Consider the following 15,496-nt stretch of genomic DNA (forward strand, 5'->3'; position numbering starts at 1 on the left):
GAAATTTCTTCTGCCGACGCGAAAGGCTCCCCTGACCCGGAGAGCGCAAGCGTCCGGGCTGGGGTCAGGTTCCTGCGATCGGGCACACCCGGAAGCAGCAATGAGAAGAAATCGTCGGCATCATCATGCCCCAAGGGTCGGAAAGTTCGCTCACGAAGTCAAGGCCCGCATGAACCCGTCCGCATCATCGCATCGCTATGTGACCTCTTGAACAGTGGCCGCGCTCGTGGTCAATCTCCACGGTCGATGCGAAGGGAATGCGATGATGCGGGTGCTGGTGGTTGAAAACATGGCGAAGACCGAGCTCGGCCAGGTCGGCACGGCGCTTCGCGAGGCAAAGGCCGAGATCGAGATCCGCCGCGCCTATCTCGGCGAGGCCGTTCCTGAAACACCGGAAGGATACGACGCACTGGTGGTGCTCGGCGGCGAGCAGAGCGCGCTCGACGATGCCGCCTATCCCTATCTGCCTGATCTTGCCGCGCTGATGCGCCGCTTCGGTGACAGCGGCCGTTCCGTGCTCGGCATCTGCCTCGGCAGCCAGCTTCTCGCCCGCGCCTATGGGGGCCGGAACCTGCTGGGCGAGGCCAAGGAGTTCGGTTGGTGCGAGGTGCAGGTGCGCGGCGAAGGCGCCGAGGACCCGGTCCTTTCCAGCGTCGGTGAGAGCTTCCCGATCTTCCAGTGGCACGGAGACACTTTCACGCTGCCCGAGGGGGCTGTCCATCTCGCCGAAAACGCCGTCACCCGAAATCAGGCCTTCCGCGTCGGCCGCGCCGCCTACGGCACCCAATTCCACTTCGAGGCCGACACACACCTGGTCGAAGACTGGAACCGCGCTTTCCCGGACACCATCAAGCGGCTCGATCCGACCTGGCTTGCGTGCTATCGCGAACACGCCGCGCGCCACGGCCGGCAGGCGGATGCCGCGGGCCTGTCTCTTGCCCGCGCCTGGGTCGCGACGATCGTTCGCCATCAGGGCGGCGCGGTGAATGAGGAACCGGCGTTGGAGGAGGTTACCGGATGAGCGAGGCACTAAACGGCGGCTGCTTCTGCGGCAGGATCCGCTATCGGCTGAAGGCGGCGCCGATGTTCGTCAACTGCTGCCATTGCAGCGATTGCCAGCGCCAGGTCGGTAGCGCCTTCGTCGTCAACGGCGTGATCGAGCGCGACAATATCGAACTCATTGAGGGCGAGCCGGTCGTCGTGACGCTTCCGACGGACAGCGGCCGTCCGCATGATGTCTACCGCTGTGCCGAATGCCAGACGGCCCTCTGGAGCGACTACGGCCGGCGCGGCTGGCTTTCCTTCGTCCGGATCGCAAGCCTTGACCGCCCGTCGGACTTCCCGCCGGATGCGCATATCTTCACCCGCTCCAAGGTTGCTTGGCTGTCGCTCGAGGGCGGCGCACCGGCTTTCGAGATTTATTACGACATGAAGACGATGTGGCCGCCGGAAAGCCTGGCACGGCGCGAAGCCGCGGAAGCGAAAGCAAAAGCGTGACAGCCAGCGAACGCGACAAGATGGCAGCCGGAGAATGGTACACCTGCCTCGTCGACGAACTCGAGGCGCTTCGGATGACGGCACGCAATGCTGTCCATCAGCACAACGCCATGGCGCCGACCGAGCGTGGAAACATGGCGCCGGCGCTGCGGGTGCTGTTCGGTGCGGTCGCTGACGACGTCTTCATCGAGGCGCCATTCCATTGCTCCTACGGCATCAACATCCACCTTGGCGCCCGCGTCTATCTCAATGCCGGCTGCACGATCCTCGACAGCGGCCGCGTGGCGATCGGGGCGGGAACGATGCTGGGGCCGAACGTGCAGATCTATTGCGCCGAGCACCACAGGGATGCCGTGCTTCGCGGCCAAGGCCTCGAAGTCGCCAAGCCGGTGACGATTGGTGCCGATGTCTGGATCGGCGGCGGCGCGATCATTCTCGGCGGTGTCACGATCGGGGATGGCGCGATCGTCGGTGCGGGCTCGGTGGTGACGAAGGACGTGGCGGCCGGCGCCGTGGTCGCCGGCAACCCGGCGCGGCCGCTCCGCCGCGCGTCGATGTAAGACGATTGGAGAAGGACAATTTTCGATGACGAATGAGATGAAGACGATCCACGTGCGCCCGGCGCGGCCAGAAGATGCGCCTGCGTTGTGCGCTTTCCTCAACGAGATCATCGCAATCGGTGGCACCACGGCCCATCAGACGCCGTTCACGCCTGAGAGCTTCGTGGCGCACTATCTCGCCGGCCCGGGCTTCGTCAGTTGTTTCGTCGCCGAGGACGAGGCGGGTGAGCCTTGCGCCTTCCAGGCGCTCGACCGCTGGGACGGCATACCGCAGGATTGGGCCGACATCGGCACGTTCTCGCGCCCCGACAACAAGGTGCCCGGCGCCGGCACGGCGCTCTTTAAGGCCACCTGCGACTTCGCCCGCTCGATCGGCCTGAAAGCCCTCAACGCCACCATCCGTGCGGACAATGTCAGCGGGCTCAGCTATTACGGCAAGATGGGTTTCGTCGACTACAAGGTCGACAAGACGGTGCCGCTGAAGGACGGGCAGTTGGTGGATCGCATTTCGAAGCGGTACGTGCTTGAGGACGGATGAGGCGAGCACTGCCGCTCTGGCAGCGCCACCCTCCCGGTCTTCATCCCCGGGCCTGAAGTTCAGTCCGGGGAGGCAGCCGACATCATAGGATGGATCCGCCTTGAGGAGATCGGCCCCACGCCTTGGCGAGAGGCGTCGGCGATAAAAGAGCGTCGACGCTCGCCAAGGGCATCTCTTGAAAGCGTGCCGCTCTAACGGCAGCTTCTGTTCACCATGGCAATGATCGTCTCGTAAAGCTCGTCCTGAGCCTCGTCGGCGGTGATTTCGCTCGTCGCTGCAGCGTGGGACAAGCCATCGGCTGCGCCGAGCATTGCCCAGAAACCGGCCTGTGCGATGCCCCTCTGCCCGATGAACGGGCCCAGCACCTTTCGGCACTTTTCGATATAGACCAGCTGATAGTCCCGTTTGACGGCCGCAAGCTCGGGCGAGCCGGCGAGGGCCGCCAGCACGCCGGGCATCTCGCGACCCTGCGTGAGCACGCAGTCGACATAGGAGGCGGCAATCGTCCTGACTGTCGCTTCCAGCGTTGGGTCGCTCGCGGCAATGGCAGCGTCCATCACCACCGTCTGGCGCACATCAAAATCCTGGTAGAGCGCGGCGAGCAGTCCGTTGCGTGTTCCGAAATGATCATAGACGACCGGCTTGGCGACGGCCGCTTCCTCGGCCAGGCGCGGCAGCGTCAGCACATCGGTCCCTTCCTCGCGAACGAGCCTCCAGGCGACGTCCAGCAGCTGGCGTAGCCGCTGCTCGCGGGTGAGGCGAACGCGTTTGGCGGTGACCGTGTCTCTTTCCATGGTGCTTGACATCACTATATACCAAAAGTAACTTACCTTAAGTATATAGAAGATATCTCCCAACCGCAACCATCCGCCTCCTCACGGGCGGCGGCCGAAGCGGCATGCCGACGCATGCCGTTTGCAAAGGAATCGTGCCCAATGACTGACGTCTCACTCCCTCACTCCCAAGGCCGAAGCGCATGGCTCGGCCTCATCGCCGTGCTGCCACTGGTCCTCATCGTGGCCATGGACGGCTCCATCCTCTATCTCGCCATGCCGCGCGTGACTTCGGCTCTCTTGCCCACCGCCGACCAGGCGCTCTGGATCCTCGATATCTACGGTTTCGTCGTCGGTTCGCTGCTGATTGCCTTCGGCAATATCGGCGATCGCTACGGGCGGTTGAAGCTGATCATGATCGGCGCGGTGATCTTCGGTGCAGGATCGCTCGGTGCGGCCTATGCGCAGTCGCCCATGGCGTTGATTGCTTCCCGGGCGCTGATGGGGCTCGGCGGCGCGACATTGCTGCCCTCGGGGCTGGCAATCGTCAGCGCGCTGTTTCCGGATCCGCGACTGCGGGCGCAGGCGATCGGCATCTTCGCCGCCACCTTTGCAGCCGGCTTCGCCATCGGTCCGGTTATCGGCGGCATCCTGTTGCAGCGGCTCGAGTGGGGCGTGGTGTTCCTGATCAACGTTCCCGTCGTGCTCGGCTTCCTGGTCGCCGCACCCATTCTGCTTCGCGAGGTGCGCTCCACGACCTATGGCCGCATTGACCTGCCAAGCCTTGTCCTGTCCTTTGCCGGTATCCTGCTCACCACCTATTCGCTGAAGACCGCAGCCGCCTACGGCTTCACGCCGCTGCAGACGCTCTCCGGGTTCGTCGGCGTCCTCGCCATCGCGTTGTTTCTTCGCAGGCAAACGCGGATCGCCTATCCGCTGCTCGACCTCGGCCTGTTCCGGGACCGCATCTTTTCCATCGCCATTCTCACCGGCCTCCTGCCGCTGGTCGTCTGGTCCGCCGTCGGTTACCTCTCGGGCATCTATCTGCAATCGGTCCTCGGCTTCGATGTTTTTACCGCAGCACTTTTGACCTTGCCCGGCGCCGTCGTGCTGATGGCGACCTGCATCGGGACAGCGCGCATCGTCGATGTGGTCGGCCGCAAGACGGCGCTTGTTGCGACGCATTTCCTGATCGCAGCCGGCCTCTTTCTGCTGCTCCTCACGAGCACCGAGGCGGGCGTGGCAGCGCTCATCGCCTCGACTGTGGTTGCGGGCATCGGCTACGGCCTCTCCTTCAGCCTCGTCGCCGAGATCGCCGTGTCGGCGGTGCCTGCCGAACGCGCCGGTGCCGCGGGCTCGATCGCCGAGACCAGCAACGAACTCGGAAATGCGCTCGGTATCACGCTTCTGGGTTCACTGGCGGCACTCAGCTTCCGGCTGCTCGGCCCCGGCGTGGCCGGCACGCTGAACGAAACCCTCGATCAGCCGGGCCTTGCTTCTGAAACGGTGCTGCAGGCCAAGGACGCCTTCCTCACCGGTCTTCACATCGCGGCCGGCGTCGGCGCACTGTCGCTGCTCGCATTGGGTATCATGGCCTGGCTCTGGCTGCCGAAGAAGCTGCCGGAGTAACCGTCGTGAGAGGTCACTGTGAGACGCCGTGGCCCAGAATAACGGAGTAGCTAGTCCGGGAAACCACGCCTGCGTGCGACCAATCCTGCTGCTCCAGCATCGCCTCACCTTCACAAACCAAAAAGGGCGACCCGAGGGCCGCCCTTTACAAACGTTGAAACATGCGGCGCTGCCGCTTACTCGTCGCCCATCTTGAGGGCGGCGATGAAGGCTTCCTGCGGGATCTCCACCTTGCCGAACTGGCGCATGCGCTTCTTGCCGGCCTTCTGCTTTTCGAGCAGCTTGCGCTTGCGGGTGGCGTCGCCGCCGTAGCACTTGGCGGTCACGTCCTTGCGCAGCGCCGAGATGGTTTCGCGGGCAATCACGTTGCCGCCGATGGCCGCCTGGATCGGGATCTTGAACATGTGCTTCGGGATCAGCTCCTTGAGCTTTTCGCACATTTCGCGGCCGCGCTTTTCGGCTGCCATCCGGTGCACCATCATCGACAGCGCATCGACCGGCTCGCCGTTGACGAGGATCGACATCTTCACAAGGTTGCCTTCCTTGTGCTCGGTGATCTGGTAGTCGAACGAGGCATAACCCTTGGAGATCGACTTCAGGCGGTCGTAGAAATCGAACACGACTTCGTTGAGCGGCAGGTCGTAGGTCAGCATCGCGCGGGTGCCGACATAGGTCAGCTCGATCTGGATGCCGCGGCGGTCCTGACAGAGTTTGAGGATGCCGCCGAGATAGTCGTCGGGCGTCAGGATCGTCGCGCGGATCCACGGCTCGTGGATTTCTGCGATCTTGACGACGTCGGGCATATCGGCCGGGTTGTGCAACTCGCGTTCCGAGCCGTCCGTCATGAACAGCTTGTAGACGACCGACGGGGCCGTCGCGATCAGGTCGAGGTCGAACTCGCGCTCGAGACGCTCCTGGATGATTTCGAGGTGCAGCAGACCGAGGAAGCCGCAACGGAAGCCGAAGCCGAGTGCTGCCGAGGATTCCATCTCGAACGAGAACGAGGCGTCGTTGAGGCGCAGCTTGCCCATCGCCGAGCGCAGGTCCTCGAAGTCGGCAGCATCGACCGGGAACAGGCCGCAGAAGACCACCGGCTGTGCCGGCTTGAAGCCCGGCAGCGCGGTTGCGGTCGGGCGCTTGTCCTCGGTGATGGTATCGCCGACGCGGGTGTCGGCCACTTCCTTGATCGAGGCGGTGATGAAACCGATCTCGCCGGGGCCGAGCGCATCCATCGCCACCATCTTCGGGGTCAGCACGCCGACACGTTCGATCGTGTACTTGGCGTCGGTGCCCATCATGCGGATGGTCATGCCCTTCTTGAGCGTGCCGTCGATGATACGCACGAGAACCATGACGCCGAGATAGGTGTCGTACCAGCTGTCGACGAGCAGCGCCTTCAAGGGCGCCGCATCGCCGCCGTCGCTCTTCGGCGCCGGCAGCTTGGTGACGATGGCTTCGAGGACATCAGGAATACCGAGGCCGGTCTTCGCCGAGATCAGCACCGCGTCCGAAGCGTCGATGCCGATCACTTCCTCGATCTGCTCCTTGATGCGGTCCGGTTCGGCCGCCGGCAGGTCGATCTTGTTGAGCACGGTGACGAGCTCGTGGTTGTTGTCGATCGCCTGGTAGACGTTGGCGAGCGTCTGGGCTTCCACGCCCTGCGACGCGTCGACGACAAGCAGCGAGCCTTCGCAGGCCGAAAGCGAGCGCGAGACTTCGTAGGCGAAGTCGACGTGGCCGGGGGTGTCGATCAGGTTCAGCACATAGGTTTCGCCATCATTGGCCTTGTAGTGCAGGCGCACCGTCTGGGCCTTGATGGTGATGCCGCGCTCACGCTCGATATCCATGCTGTCGAGCACCTGCTCGGACATCTCGCGCTCGGCGAGACCACCGGTGGACTGGATCAGCCGGTCAGCAAGCGTCGACTTGCCGTGGTCGATGTGGGCCACGATCGAGAAGTTGCGGATATGCGAAAGGGGCGTCTTCGAAGATGTTGTGCTCATGGGCCGCATATAGCAGTGCCTTCAACCGCCGCAAAGCGGGAAATGAAGGCTTCGTTCACTATAAATCGGCCTATTCGGCCCCCGCTTCCGCATCGACGAGCGCGCCGGCATTGGGCACCTGCGCGCTCCTGATCTCGAAGCTCTCGCGCTCGGCCGCCGGCACCTCATCACGTTTGCGCAACCTGAGCAGCACGAAGAAGGCATAAAGCGCGGCAACGGCCATCGCCGCATAGATGAACGTGCGCTGCCCGAACACCGGTGTCAGCAGCGTCACCAGCATCGGCACGACGGTCGCAGCAATCGACCAGGCGACCAGCATGGTGCTGGCAAGCGGCACGAAATCGGCGGGATCCGTGCGGTCGTTGGCATGCGCATTGGCGATCGAATAGACGGTCTCGACAGCACCTGCAAAGAGCGCGAAGACCAGCATCAGAAGGAGCAGATTGCTGAACGACGCCGAAAGCGCGAAGAAGCCGGCAGCAAGGATCAACAGGCACGTGCCGATCAACACCAGGCGCCGGTCGATCCGGTCCGACAATGTTCCCATAGGATACTGGATGGCGATGAGGCCGAATTGCATGACGAACATCAGATTGGCGACGTCGCTCTGACTGACATTGTTGGCGGCCGCATAGATCGGCGTGAAGCCCTGCACCACCATCGAAAGGCCGCCGGCGGCAAGCACGCCGATGAAGGCGACGGGGGAATTGCGCCAGACCATCGGGATGTCGATGCTCACTTTGGCCGGCGGCGGTGGCGTCGGCAGCCGCGTCAGCCCGATCGGCAAGAGCGCGAGCGCTGTGAAGAAGATGGTGACGAGCGGCGGCAGGTTGCCGTCGGCCGGGATCTGTCCGAACAGCCAGGCGCCGGTGCCAAGCCCGATGACATAGGCCATGTAGAACAGCGCCATCGCCTTGCCGCGCCAGTGGTTTTCGCTCGCATGGTTGAGCCAGCTTTGGGCGATGATGAAATTGGTGTTGCCGGACGCGCCATAAAGCCCGCGGGCCAGTACCCACAAGAGCGGATGCATGCCGAGCGCGATCGTCAGCGCCGAGAGGATGACGAGCGCCATCGAGCAGGAGAAGGCGCGCGCATGGCCGACACGACGGATCATCGGTCCGGCGATGACGCAGCCGATCAGCCCGCCGAAGGCGATCATCGTGACCGCAGCACCCGGCACCCAGTCCGGCGCGTCCGAGCGCGTCAGCGCGAAGGGCACATAGGCGAGCATCATGCCGTTGCCGATCGCCACCGCCGTCATCGAGGCGACGATACTGGCGATCGAGGTCAGCGAGGAGGGCTGCTTTGTCATGTCCAACCTGTCGATGAGGCCGCCCGTGCGGGTGCGCTGGCGTGATGGATGAGGGCTGTCTAAAGTATTGAAGTGAAAGCTTTTCTCGTTTCTGCGTCGGAAGCTGCCACCTTAGCCGAAATACCCTTGTTGCGCTGTCGCCAAAGCGGCATCGCATGCCTGTATTTTCGGTCTTTCGCAGTCTTGACTCCACTATATGAGAAATGCAATCTCAAATAATGGAAAACGTCACCGATCCCCTCGAACATGCCATCGGCGAGCGCATTCGCACGCTGCGGACGCAACAGAACCTGACGCTCGACGAGCTTGCCGCTAGTTCCGGTGTCAGCCGGGCGATGATCTCGCGCATCGAGCGCGGCGAGGCGAGCCCGACCGCCCAGCTTCTTGCCAAGCTCTGCAGCGCGCTCTCAACCACGCTTTCAGCACTCTTTGCCTTTGATGCCGAGGAGGCGTCACCGCTTGCCAGGCGCGCCGACCAGCGGCTCTGGCGCGATCCGGAATCCGGCTATCTGCGCCGCTCCGTCTCGCCGGATGGTCTTGGCTCGCCGATCGATATCGTCGAGGTCGAGTTTCCGCCCGGTGCCCGTGTCGTCTTCGAGAGGCAACCCTCCGATCGCGGCATTACCCAGCACCTCTGGCTCTTTTCCGGGCGGCTCGAAATGACGACCGAATCCGGCTTCCATTCGCTCGAGCCAGGCGATTGCCTGTTCATGGGGCTGGAGGCGGGACACATCTTTCACAACCCCCACGATGAGCCGGCTCACTACGCCGTCATCCTCTGCCGCACCAAGGTTTGACCATGTCCGATATTCAGATCCGCCTGCTGTCTGCGAATGAAGCGCTGGCCGCCATCCCTGCGCTCGCCGAGGTGCTGTCCGATTGCGTCGAGGGTGGCGCCTCGGTCGGCTTCATGCAGCCCTATCCGCCCGAGAGCGCGCTTGCCTACTGGCGCGGCGTCGCCGAGGCGGTTGCGGGCGGCGAGACGTTGCTGATGGTGGCCGAGGTTGCAGGCCGCATCCTCGGCACCGTGCAGGTCGGTGTCGCGCAGATGCCGAACCAGCCGCACCGCGGCGATCTGAAGAAGCTGCTGGTGCATCGCGACGGCCGCGGCAAAGGGCTGGCACGCCGGCTGATGGACGCGGTCGAACGCGAAGCCGCCACCCGTGGCAAGACGCTACTGGTGCTCGACACCGCGACTGGCAGCGATGCCGAGGCGATCTATCCGCGCCTGGGCTGGGAGCGCGTCGGCGTCATCCCCGACTATGCGATGTGGCCGGAAGGCGGCCTCTGCGCCACGACATTCTTCTACAAGCGGATTGCGGCTTAGCGGCATTTATTGTGTCTCGCGATTGCCCCTCTCCTCGGGTTGAAACCGAGGACTAGCCCTCTCCCCGCAGGCGGGGAGAGGGGACGTGCCAGTTCGCAAAGCTGTCGGGCGAAGCCATCGCCCTTCAACAGTGCTGTTGTTGAAGCGAGCGGGTGCCGCGCGTCTCCGTCGCCCCGCTTGCAGGGAGAAGGTGGTCGGCAGGCCGGATGAGGGCGCACGCCGAGATGGCCAGCAGCCCGACTCCTGTCGTAGGTTGCCCGCGCCCGCCAGTCGCACCCGAACAGGATACCCCATGCGCATCTACTACTCCGAAGACCACAAGCTCCGCGACGCCAAGACCGAACTTTTCGGCGGCGAACTTGTGCCGCCTTTCGAGGCGCCGTTCCGCGCCGAATGGATCCTGGCGGCGGTGAAGGAAGCGGGTTTCCTTGATGTCGTGGCACCCGCGCGTCACGGTCTCGATGTCGCTCTCAAGCTGCACGCGCCCGACTACCTCGACTTCCTCGAAACCGCCTGGTCGCGCTGGGTCGCCGATGGCTACAGGGGGGAGGCGATCCCGGCCTGCTTCCCGGCGCGGCGCATGCGCCAGCATCCGCCGAGGGATATCGACGGCGCGCTCGGTTACTATTCCTTCGCCGCGGAAACAGCGATCACCGAGGGTACCTACGCCGCCGCCCGCGCGGCGATGGATTGCGCCATCTCGGCGGCCGACCACATCCACACCGGGAGCCGTGCCGCCTTCGCGCTCTGCCGCCCGCCCGGCCATCATGCGGCGATCGATCTCTATGGCGGCTATTCCTTCATCAACAATGCTGCCTGCGCCGCCCAGCGCCTAAGGGACTATGGTGCCCAGAAGGTCGCCGTGCTCGATGTCGATTTCCACCATGGCAACGGCACCCAGGATATTTTCTACGAACGCGGCGACGTTTACTTCGCCTCGCTGCATGGCGACCCGGTCGAGGCCTTCCCGCATTTCCTCGGCTTTGCCGACGAGGAGGGTGCCGGTGCCGGGCTCGGCACGACGAAAAACTATCCGCTGCCGCGCGGCACCCTGTTTGATGCCTGGTCGGGCGCCATGGCCGACGCGCTCTCGCGCATCGAGGCCTTCGGTGCCGAAGCCCTGGTCGTCTCGCTCGGCGTCGATACCTTCGAGCGCGACCCGATCTCGTTCTTCCAGCTGAAGTCCGAAGACTATCTGCGCATGGGCGAGGCGTTGCGGCGCACCGGCCTGCCGGTCGTCGTCTGCATGGAGGGGGGCTACGGCGTGCCGGAAATCGGCCTCAACGTCGCCAACGTGCTGAGAGGTATTTCCGGCTAGGATTCCGTCATCGGAAAAGCGTTTTGCCGCTATTGACCTCAACTATACTTGAGGTCGTACGACTGCTCTCGTTCAAAAAGAGATGAGAGGAAAAGAGCTATGAGCAGTCAATCAAATAGCGTGGCGCCGCTTTACCGCATCAACAAATACACCGTGCCGGCGGAAGCGCGGCCGCAGTTCGTCGAGCTGGTCGACAAGACGCTGGCCGTCATCCGCAAGCAGAACGGATATGTGAAGGACCTGTTCCTGGAGCAGCACGCCGGTCCTGGCCAGTTTGACTTCATCACCATGATCGAATTCGCCAATGCTGACGTCGCGCCGAAGGTCGCAGCCGCGCTCATCGAGTTCGACCGCCAGCTCGGCCTCGATCGCGAGGCGCTGATGAAGATGCTCGGCATCCGCACCGACTTTGCCAGCTACCGGGCTTTCGGCGGTCTGGCTGCCTAGAGCAATTCCAGGAAACGTGTACAGCGGTTTCGGTCCGGAATTGCGTGCCACAGATGGTCAGAACGAAAAGGCCCGGCAGTTGGCCGGGCCGATCCACACGCCTGATGTGAATATGTGTCAGGAGACGAAGAACGACGACAGGCCCTGACCGGCGGCAAAGGCCATATAGGCAAGCACGGTGAAGTAGACCGTGGTCGCGATCAGGAAGAGATAGCCCCCGGCCACCATCAGTCCGTCGCGCTGAATGATACCGAGCGAGAGTAAGAGGATCGCGATCCCCGGCAGCGTGTTCGACAGCGGGATCAGGCCGAGCGGGAACATCAGGAGAATGCCGCCGGCCATGATCATCAGGCCGTTGAAGCGGTTCATCAGCGCGCCCTTCGTCAGGAAGCCGAGACGCGGACGGACGTAACGATCCAGCTTGGAAACGAGATTCGCGCCTTTCTGCAGCGTCGGCACCAGCTTCTCGGTCTCGATCCGGCGATCGAGAATGCGCTGCGGCATCCACGGCAGGCGATTGAGCGTGACCGATACGGAAATCAGGATGATCGCTGCGCCGAAGACGGTGCTGACGCCGGGGATCGACACCGGCAGCAGAAACGGCAGCGTCAGCAGGGCACACAGCAGCAGGAAGCCCTGTTCGCCGATTTCCGTCATCAGCTCGCGTAGCGTGATCGTCTCGCCGCGGATCGAGGCAATCATGCCGTTGAGCGTGTCGCTGAGACTGCGTTGCGTGTCGCCGAACTCGATTGCCATTGGAGCTTGCCTCTCTTTTCTTTGGTGCCCGTCCTATCAAGAGCGTGTGAAGGATCGGTTATTGTGTGCCCTGATGGCCACGCCAGCCGCTGGCGAAGCTGGATTTGCCGGTAAACCTTGGCGTGAATGGGACGCCTCTTCATCTTCCTGCCGCAATCGCTAGTATGAAGCAACTTCGAGCACCAATGGGGACAACTGATTCCATGATCAAGAAATGCGCCATTCTGGCTGTCGCGGCCATCTATCTTTCGGGATGCACCACCACCGATCCCTATACGGGCGAGCAGAAGATGTCGAACACGGCCGGTGGCGCGCTGATCGGCGCAGGCCTCGGCGCGGCGACCGGTCTGCTGGTTGGCGGCAGTGCCGCAGGACGGCGTGACTCCGCACTCGTCGGCGCCGCAATCGGCGGTCTCGGCGGCGGCCTGATCGGCAACTACATGGACAACCAGGAAGCCGAGCTGCGCGCCCAGTTGCAGGGCACCGGCGTATCGGTCACCCGCGCCGGCGACCGCATCATCCTCAACATGCCGTCCAACATCACGTTCGCGACCGACCGCGACCAGGTGATCCCGGCCTTCTACGACACGCTGAACTCGGTGGCGATCGTGCTGCGCAAGTTCAACAAGACGATGATCGACGTCGATGGCCACACCGACGCGACCGGCAGCGCCTCCTACAACCAGGGCCTCTCCGAGCGCCGCGCCGCTTCGGTCGCCAACTACCTGGCGGGCCAGGGCGTCGACCAGCGCCGTATGTCGGCCATGGGCTACGGCAAGGAGCGTCCGATCGCCTCCAACGGAAGCGAAGCCGGCCGCGCGCAGAACCGCCGCGTCGAAATCTCGATCGCGCCGATCAAGGCCTGATCGGCCGAAAGCGACCGCTTGCAATCGAAGGGCTGCGCCGCAAGGCGCGGCCCTTTTCATGCCTTGCCGGGCTAGAAACGGTAGCGCAACAGGCGGCCCATCCGGCGCAGCATCGGCAGGGCGCTGACGACATGCGCCGCTATCCGCGCCATCGGCGACAGGCGTGCGACCTGGCCTGAATCATACTCGCTGATCTCGTCGAGCAACGTCAGCCCGGGCACGTCGCGTTCCAGCGTTTGCGCGTTTTCCAGCCCCCAGCGAAGCTCCGCCCCCGTTGCCCGCAGCGATGGGCTCAGCCGCAAAAGCTCGATACCGAGATGGCTGTAGGCGTCGAAGACGATTTCCCCGCCGGCAAGACAGGAGGTCAGCCGTCGCAAGACGTCGCGGACCTCGTGTTCTGAGAGATAGGGAAACACGCCCTCGGCGACGACGATCGCCGGGCGGTCCGCCGGAACGAGGTCGATCCACTCACGCTCCGTTATCGAGGAGGCGATCGTCGTGCAGCCGACGCGCGCCGGGAAAAGCTGTCGCCGCAAGGCGATCACATCGGGAAAGTCGACATCGAACCAGCCGATGGACGCGGGCGGATCGAGCCGCAATATACGTGTGTCGAGACCGCAGCCGAGGTTGAGCACGATTGCGTCCGGGTGGCGCCCGATAAAGGCGCGCGCCCAGCGGTCGAGCATATGGGCGCGCACGGCAATGCCGATGGTCATGTCGTGGCCGGCATCGGGCGGTTTCGGCCTGCCGGCGAGCCGCCGCATGAGATCGGCGGCAAAGTGATCGTTGAGCAGGGAATCCGGGAACGCGCTCTCTGCGGCTTTGGCCTGGAGCGTGACCAGCAAGGTCTCCCGTACACCGTGAAGGCCGATCTCCTCGGCTTCCATCCTCTCCTCCCAAGGGCGTGATGCACCCCGCCGCACAGCTTGCGTTTTGCAGGCCCTCCACCCCGGGGAAGGCCCGCAAAGGCGCCTATTTCGCCGTTCGGCGCGCCCGCCAGACTCGTCCGGCTGTCAGAACGGCCAGCGCCGGCATCAGCGCAAACAGCCAGAAGAGCCAGCGTGTCGCCATCGCCACGCCTTCCGTCGACGGCGTTTCGATGCCGGCGAGATTGGCGGTAAGCCCGGCCAGCGCCGCGCCGAGTGCTGCGGCGAAGAGCTGGACCGTGGTAATCGAACTCGACGCCTTCTCCGCTTCGCCTTCCGGCGCAAATTCATAGACGGCCGTCACGATGTGCGGCCAGGCAAAGCCCATGCCGAAGCCGACCGCCATGATGCCGAGGCTGAGCGGCGCGGCGATCACCATGAATTCCGATCCTGCCATCGGCATGAACAGCGCAATCAGTGCCAGGCCGACAAAGCCGAAGGCCGGGCCGGCAAAGATCGTCTGCTTTGCCCTTTCCCCATGCCAGTGGGCGCTTGTCATCGACCCGGCGGTCCAGCCGATCGACATCAGCGCCGCAATGTAGCCGGCTACCAGCGGCGACAATCCGTGCAGCTCCTGCAGGAGGTACGGCACATAGATTTCCGGCTGCAGGCCGACCATCAGCAGGGTGATCGTAGCATAAAGGGCTGCCAGCGGGGAGGTCGGGGTGAAACTGCCGGAGGGGAGCAGCTTGCCTGTCGCCCGTTTCTCGACGACGAGCAGTGCCAGGAACATGAGGATCGCCGCGCCGACGCAGCCTACCTGCTCCACCGCCGTGGTCAGCGTGCCGGCGATGGAAAGCGCAAGCACGATGGCGACGAGCAGTGCCAGTTGCACCAAGGGAAGCGGCGTGCGTGCGCCTTCGCCGGCAGCCTTGCGCGGCAAGGTCGAGAAGGCGAGGGTTGCCAGCAGCGCCGTCAGCGGCAAGAGCGACCAGAAGGCGACGCGCCAGGTGGAAAACTCCGCGAACATACCGCCGATCGCCGGACCGACCAGCGTCGCCGTACCCCAGGTGGCCGAAATCAGGCCGATGGCGCGGGTCCAGAGCTCTGGCCGGAAGACCTCACGGATCACGCCATAGGCAAGCGCATAGAGCAGCCCGCCGCCGAAACCCTGGATCGCGCGGCCGGCGAGCAGCATCGCCATCGAGGGGGCCGCAGCGCAGAGGAGTGTGCCCAGCCCGAAGACCAGCGCACCGATCGCATAAGCGCCGCCGGCGCCGACGGCACCAAGCAGCCGGGCCGACAGGGCCGCGCCGAGGATCGAGGCGGCGACGAAGACGGTCGTGCTCCAGGCGTAATATTCGAGCCCGCCGATCTCGCGCACGATCGACGGCATGATCGTCGTCACGACGTATATGTTGAGCGCGTGCAGCGCGACGCCGCCGCTGAGCACCAGCGAATGCACGGCGTTTCCGCCGGTCAAAAGCGCGCGCCAGCCGGTTTCCTGGTGGGCTGCGGATGTTTTTTCGAGCATGTCAGTACCTCATGCGGCGGTATTGCCGAAAACGTGCGACCGGCCTGGCCGGTGGGGAGGATCACGTTTG

At 64.1% G+C, this 15,496-nt stretch carries 16 protein-coding genes; 10 read left to right on the forward strand and 6 right to left on the reverse strand.

Annotated features, from left to right (window positions below):
* Nucleotides 1–265 precede the first annotated feature (265 nt).
* From IB262_RS08060 to IB262_RS08075, 4 genes are read left to right on the forward strand one after another with little or no spacing between them, the layout of a single operon-like run.
* A complete protein-coding gene (locus IB262_RS08060) occupies nt 266–1,021 on the forward strand; it encodes a type 1 glutamine amidotransferase (protein WP_112977025.1) in 756 nt (251 codons plus the stop codon).
* A complete protein-coding gene (locus IB262_RS08065; RefSeq protein ID WP_029742408.1) occupies nt 1,018–1,497 on the forward strand; it encodes a GFA family protein in 480 nt (159 codons plus the stop codon). Before IB262_RS08060 ends, IB262_RS08065 begins: the two co-directional genes overlap by 4 nt.
* The gene (locus IB262_RS08070; protein ID WP_029742409.1) at nt 1,494–2,057 is read left to right on the forward strand and encodes a sugar O-acetyltransferase; all 564 of its coding nucleotides are present in this window, start codon (nt 1,494–1,496) and stop codon (nt 2,055–2,057) included. The genes IB262_RS08065 and IB262_RS08070 overlap by 4 nt, the downstream gene beginning before the upstream one ends.
* Before the next feature lie 25 nt (nt 2,058–2,082).
* Nucleotides 2,083–2,595, forward strand: coding sequence for a GNAT family N-acetyltransferase (locus tag IB262_RS08075; RefSeq protein ID WP_246802605.1), 513 nt, complete (start codon nt 2,083–2,085; stop codon nt 2,593–2,595).
* 191 nt (nt 2,596–2,786) lie between these two features.
* Here IB262_RS08075 and IB262_RS08080 read toward each other — a convergent pair whose 3' ends face one another.
* A complete protein-coding gene (locus IB262_RS08080; RefSeq protein ID WP_034804706.1) occupies nt 2,787–3,401 on the reverse strand; it encodes a helix-turn-helix domain-containing protein in 615 nt (204 codons plus the stop codon).
* A gap of 129 nt (nt 3,402–3,530) precedes the next feature.
* On the opposite strand from IB262_RS08080, the gene IB262_RS08085 reads away from it, so the two are divergent.
* Nucleotides 3,531–4,997 (forward strand): MFS transporter, encoded by a 1,467-nt coding sequence (locus IB262_RS08085; RefSeq protein ID WP_112976967.1) that lies wholly within the window; start codon nt 3,531–3,533, stop codon nt 4,995–4,997.
* A 176-nt stretch (nt 4,998–5,173) separates the two neighbouring features.
* Here IB262_RS08085 and lepA read toward each other — a convergent pair whose 3' ends face one another.
* Both lepA and IB262_RS08095 read right to left on the reverse strand, forming a co-directional pair.
* Nucleotides 5,174–7,009 (reverse strand): translation elongation factor 4, encoded by a 1,836-nt coding sequence (gene lepA / locus IB262_RS08090; RefSeq protein WP_029742414.1) that lies wholly within the window; start codon nt 7,007–7,009, stop codon nt 5,174–5,176.
* A gap of 61 nt (nt 7,010–7,070) precedes the next feature.
* On the reverse strand, nt 7,071–8,312 hold the full coding sequence (locus tag IB262_RS08095; protein ID WP_029742415.1) for an MFS transporter: 1,242 nt from the start codon (nt 8,310–8,312) through the stop codon (nt 7,071–7,073).
* A 218-nt stretch (nt 8,313–8,530) separates the two neighbouring features.
* Here IB262_RS08095 and IB262_RS08100 point away from each other — a divergent pair, with 218 nt between their 5' ends.
* From IB262_RS08100 to IB262_RS08115, 4 genes are all read left to right on the forward strand, one after another.
* Nucleotides 8,531–9,109 (forward strand): helix-turn-helix domain-containing protein, encoded by a 579-nt coding sequence (locus IB262_RS08100; RefSeq protein WP_082566367.1) that lies wholly within the window; start codon nt 8,531–8,533, stop codon nt 9,107–9,109.
* A 2-nt stretch (nt 9,110–9,111) separates the two neighbouring features.
* Nucleotides 9,112–9,639 carry a GNAT family N-acetyltransferase gene (locus IB262_RS08105; protein WP_192356756.1) on the forward strand — a complete coding sequence of 176 codons (528 nt, stop codon included), beginning with the start codon at nt 9,112–9,114 and terminating at the stop codon, nt 9,637–9,639.
* A gap of 292 nt (nt 9,640–9,931) precedes the next feature.
* Complete coding sequence (locus tag IB262_RS08110) at nt 9,932–10,957, forward strand: histone deacetylase family protein (protein WP_113554452.1); 1,026 nt, start codon at nt 9,932–9,934, stop codon at nt 10,955–10,957.
* A gap of 99 nt (nt 10,958–11,056) precedes the next feature.
* On the forward strand, nt 11,057–11,404 hold the full coding sequence (locus tag IB262_RS08115) for an antibiotic biosynthesis monooxygenase (protein WP_112976964.1): 348 nt from the start codon (nt 11,057–11,059) through the stop codon (nt 11,402–11,404).
* Nucleotides 11,405–11,521: 117 nt separating this feature from the next.
* Here the strand turns inward: IB262_RS08115 and IB262_RS08120 are convergent, their stop codons facing one another.
* Nucleotides 11,522–12,160, reverse strand: coding sequence for an exopolysaccharide biosynthesis protein (locus IB262_RS08120; protein ID WP_034804677.1), 639 nt, complete (start codon nt 12,158–12,160; stop codon nt 11,522–11,524).
* 203 nt (nt 12,161–12,363) lie between these two features.
* Here IB262_RS08120 and IB262_RS08125 point away from each other — a divergent pair, with 203 nt between their 5' ends.
* Nucleotides 12,364–13,026, forward strand: a complete 663-nt coding sequence (locus IB262_RS08125) for an OmpA family protein (protein ID WP_029742421.1) — start codon at nt 12,364–12,366, stop codon at nt 13,024–13,026.
* A gap of 71 nt (nt 13,027–13,097) precedes the next feature.
* Here the strand turns inward: IB262_RS08125 and IB262_RS08130 are convergent, their stop codons facing one another.
* Together IB262_RS08130 and IB262_RS08135 are read right to left on the reverse strand one after the other, a co-directional pair.
* A complete protein-coding gene (locus IB262_RS08130) occupies nt 13,098–13,913 on the reverse strand; it encodes a class I SAM-dependent methyltransferase (protein ID WP_089043119.1) in 816 nt (271 codons plus the stop codon).
* A gap of 85 nt (nt 13,914–13,998) precedes the next feature.
* Complete coding sequence (locus tag IB262_RS08135; protein ID WP_112976963.1) at nt 13,999–15,426, reverse strand: MFS transporter; 1,428 nt, start codon at nt 15,424–15,426, stop codon at nt 13,999–14,001.
* Nucleotides 15,427–15,496 lie beyond the last annotated feature (70 nt).

Origin of the sequence: Ensifer sp. ENS02 (genome assembly GCF_014851885.1) — a bacterium.
Taxonomy (GTDB): Bacteria; Pseudomonadota; Alphaproteobacteria; order Rhizobiales; family Rhizobiaceae; genus Ensifer; species Ensifer adhaerens.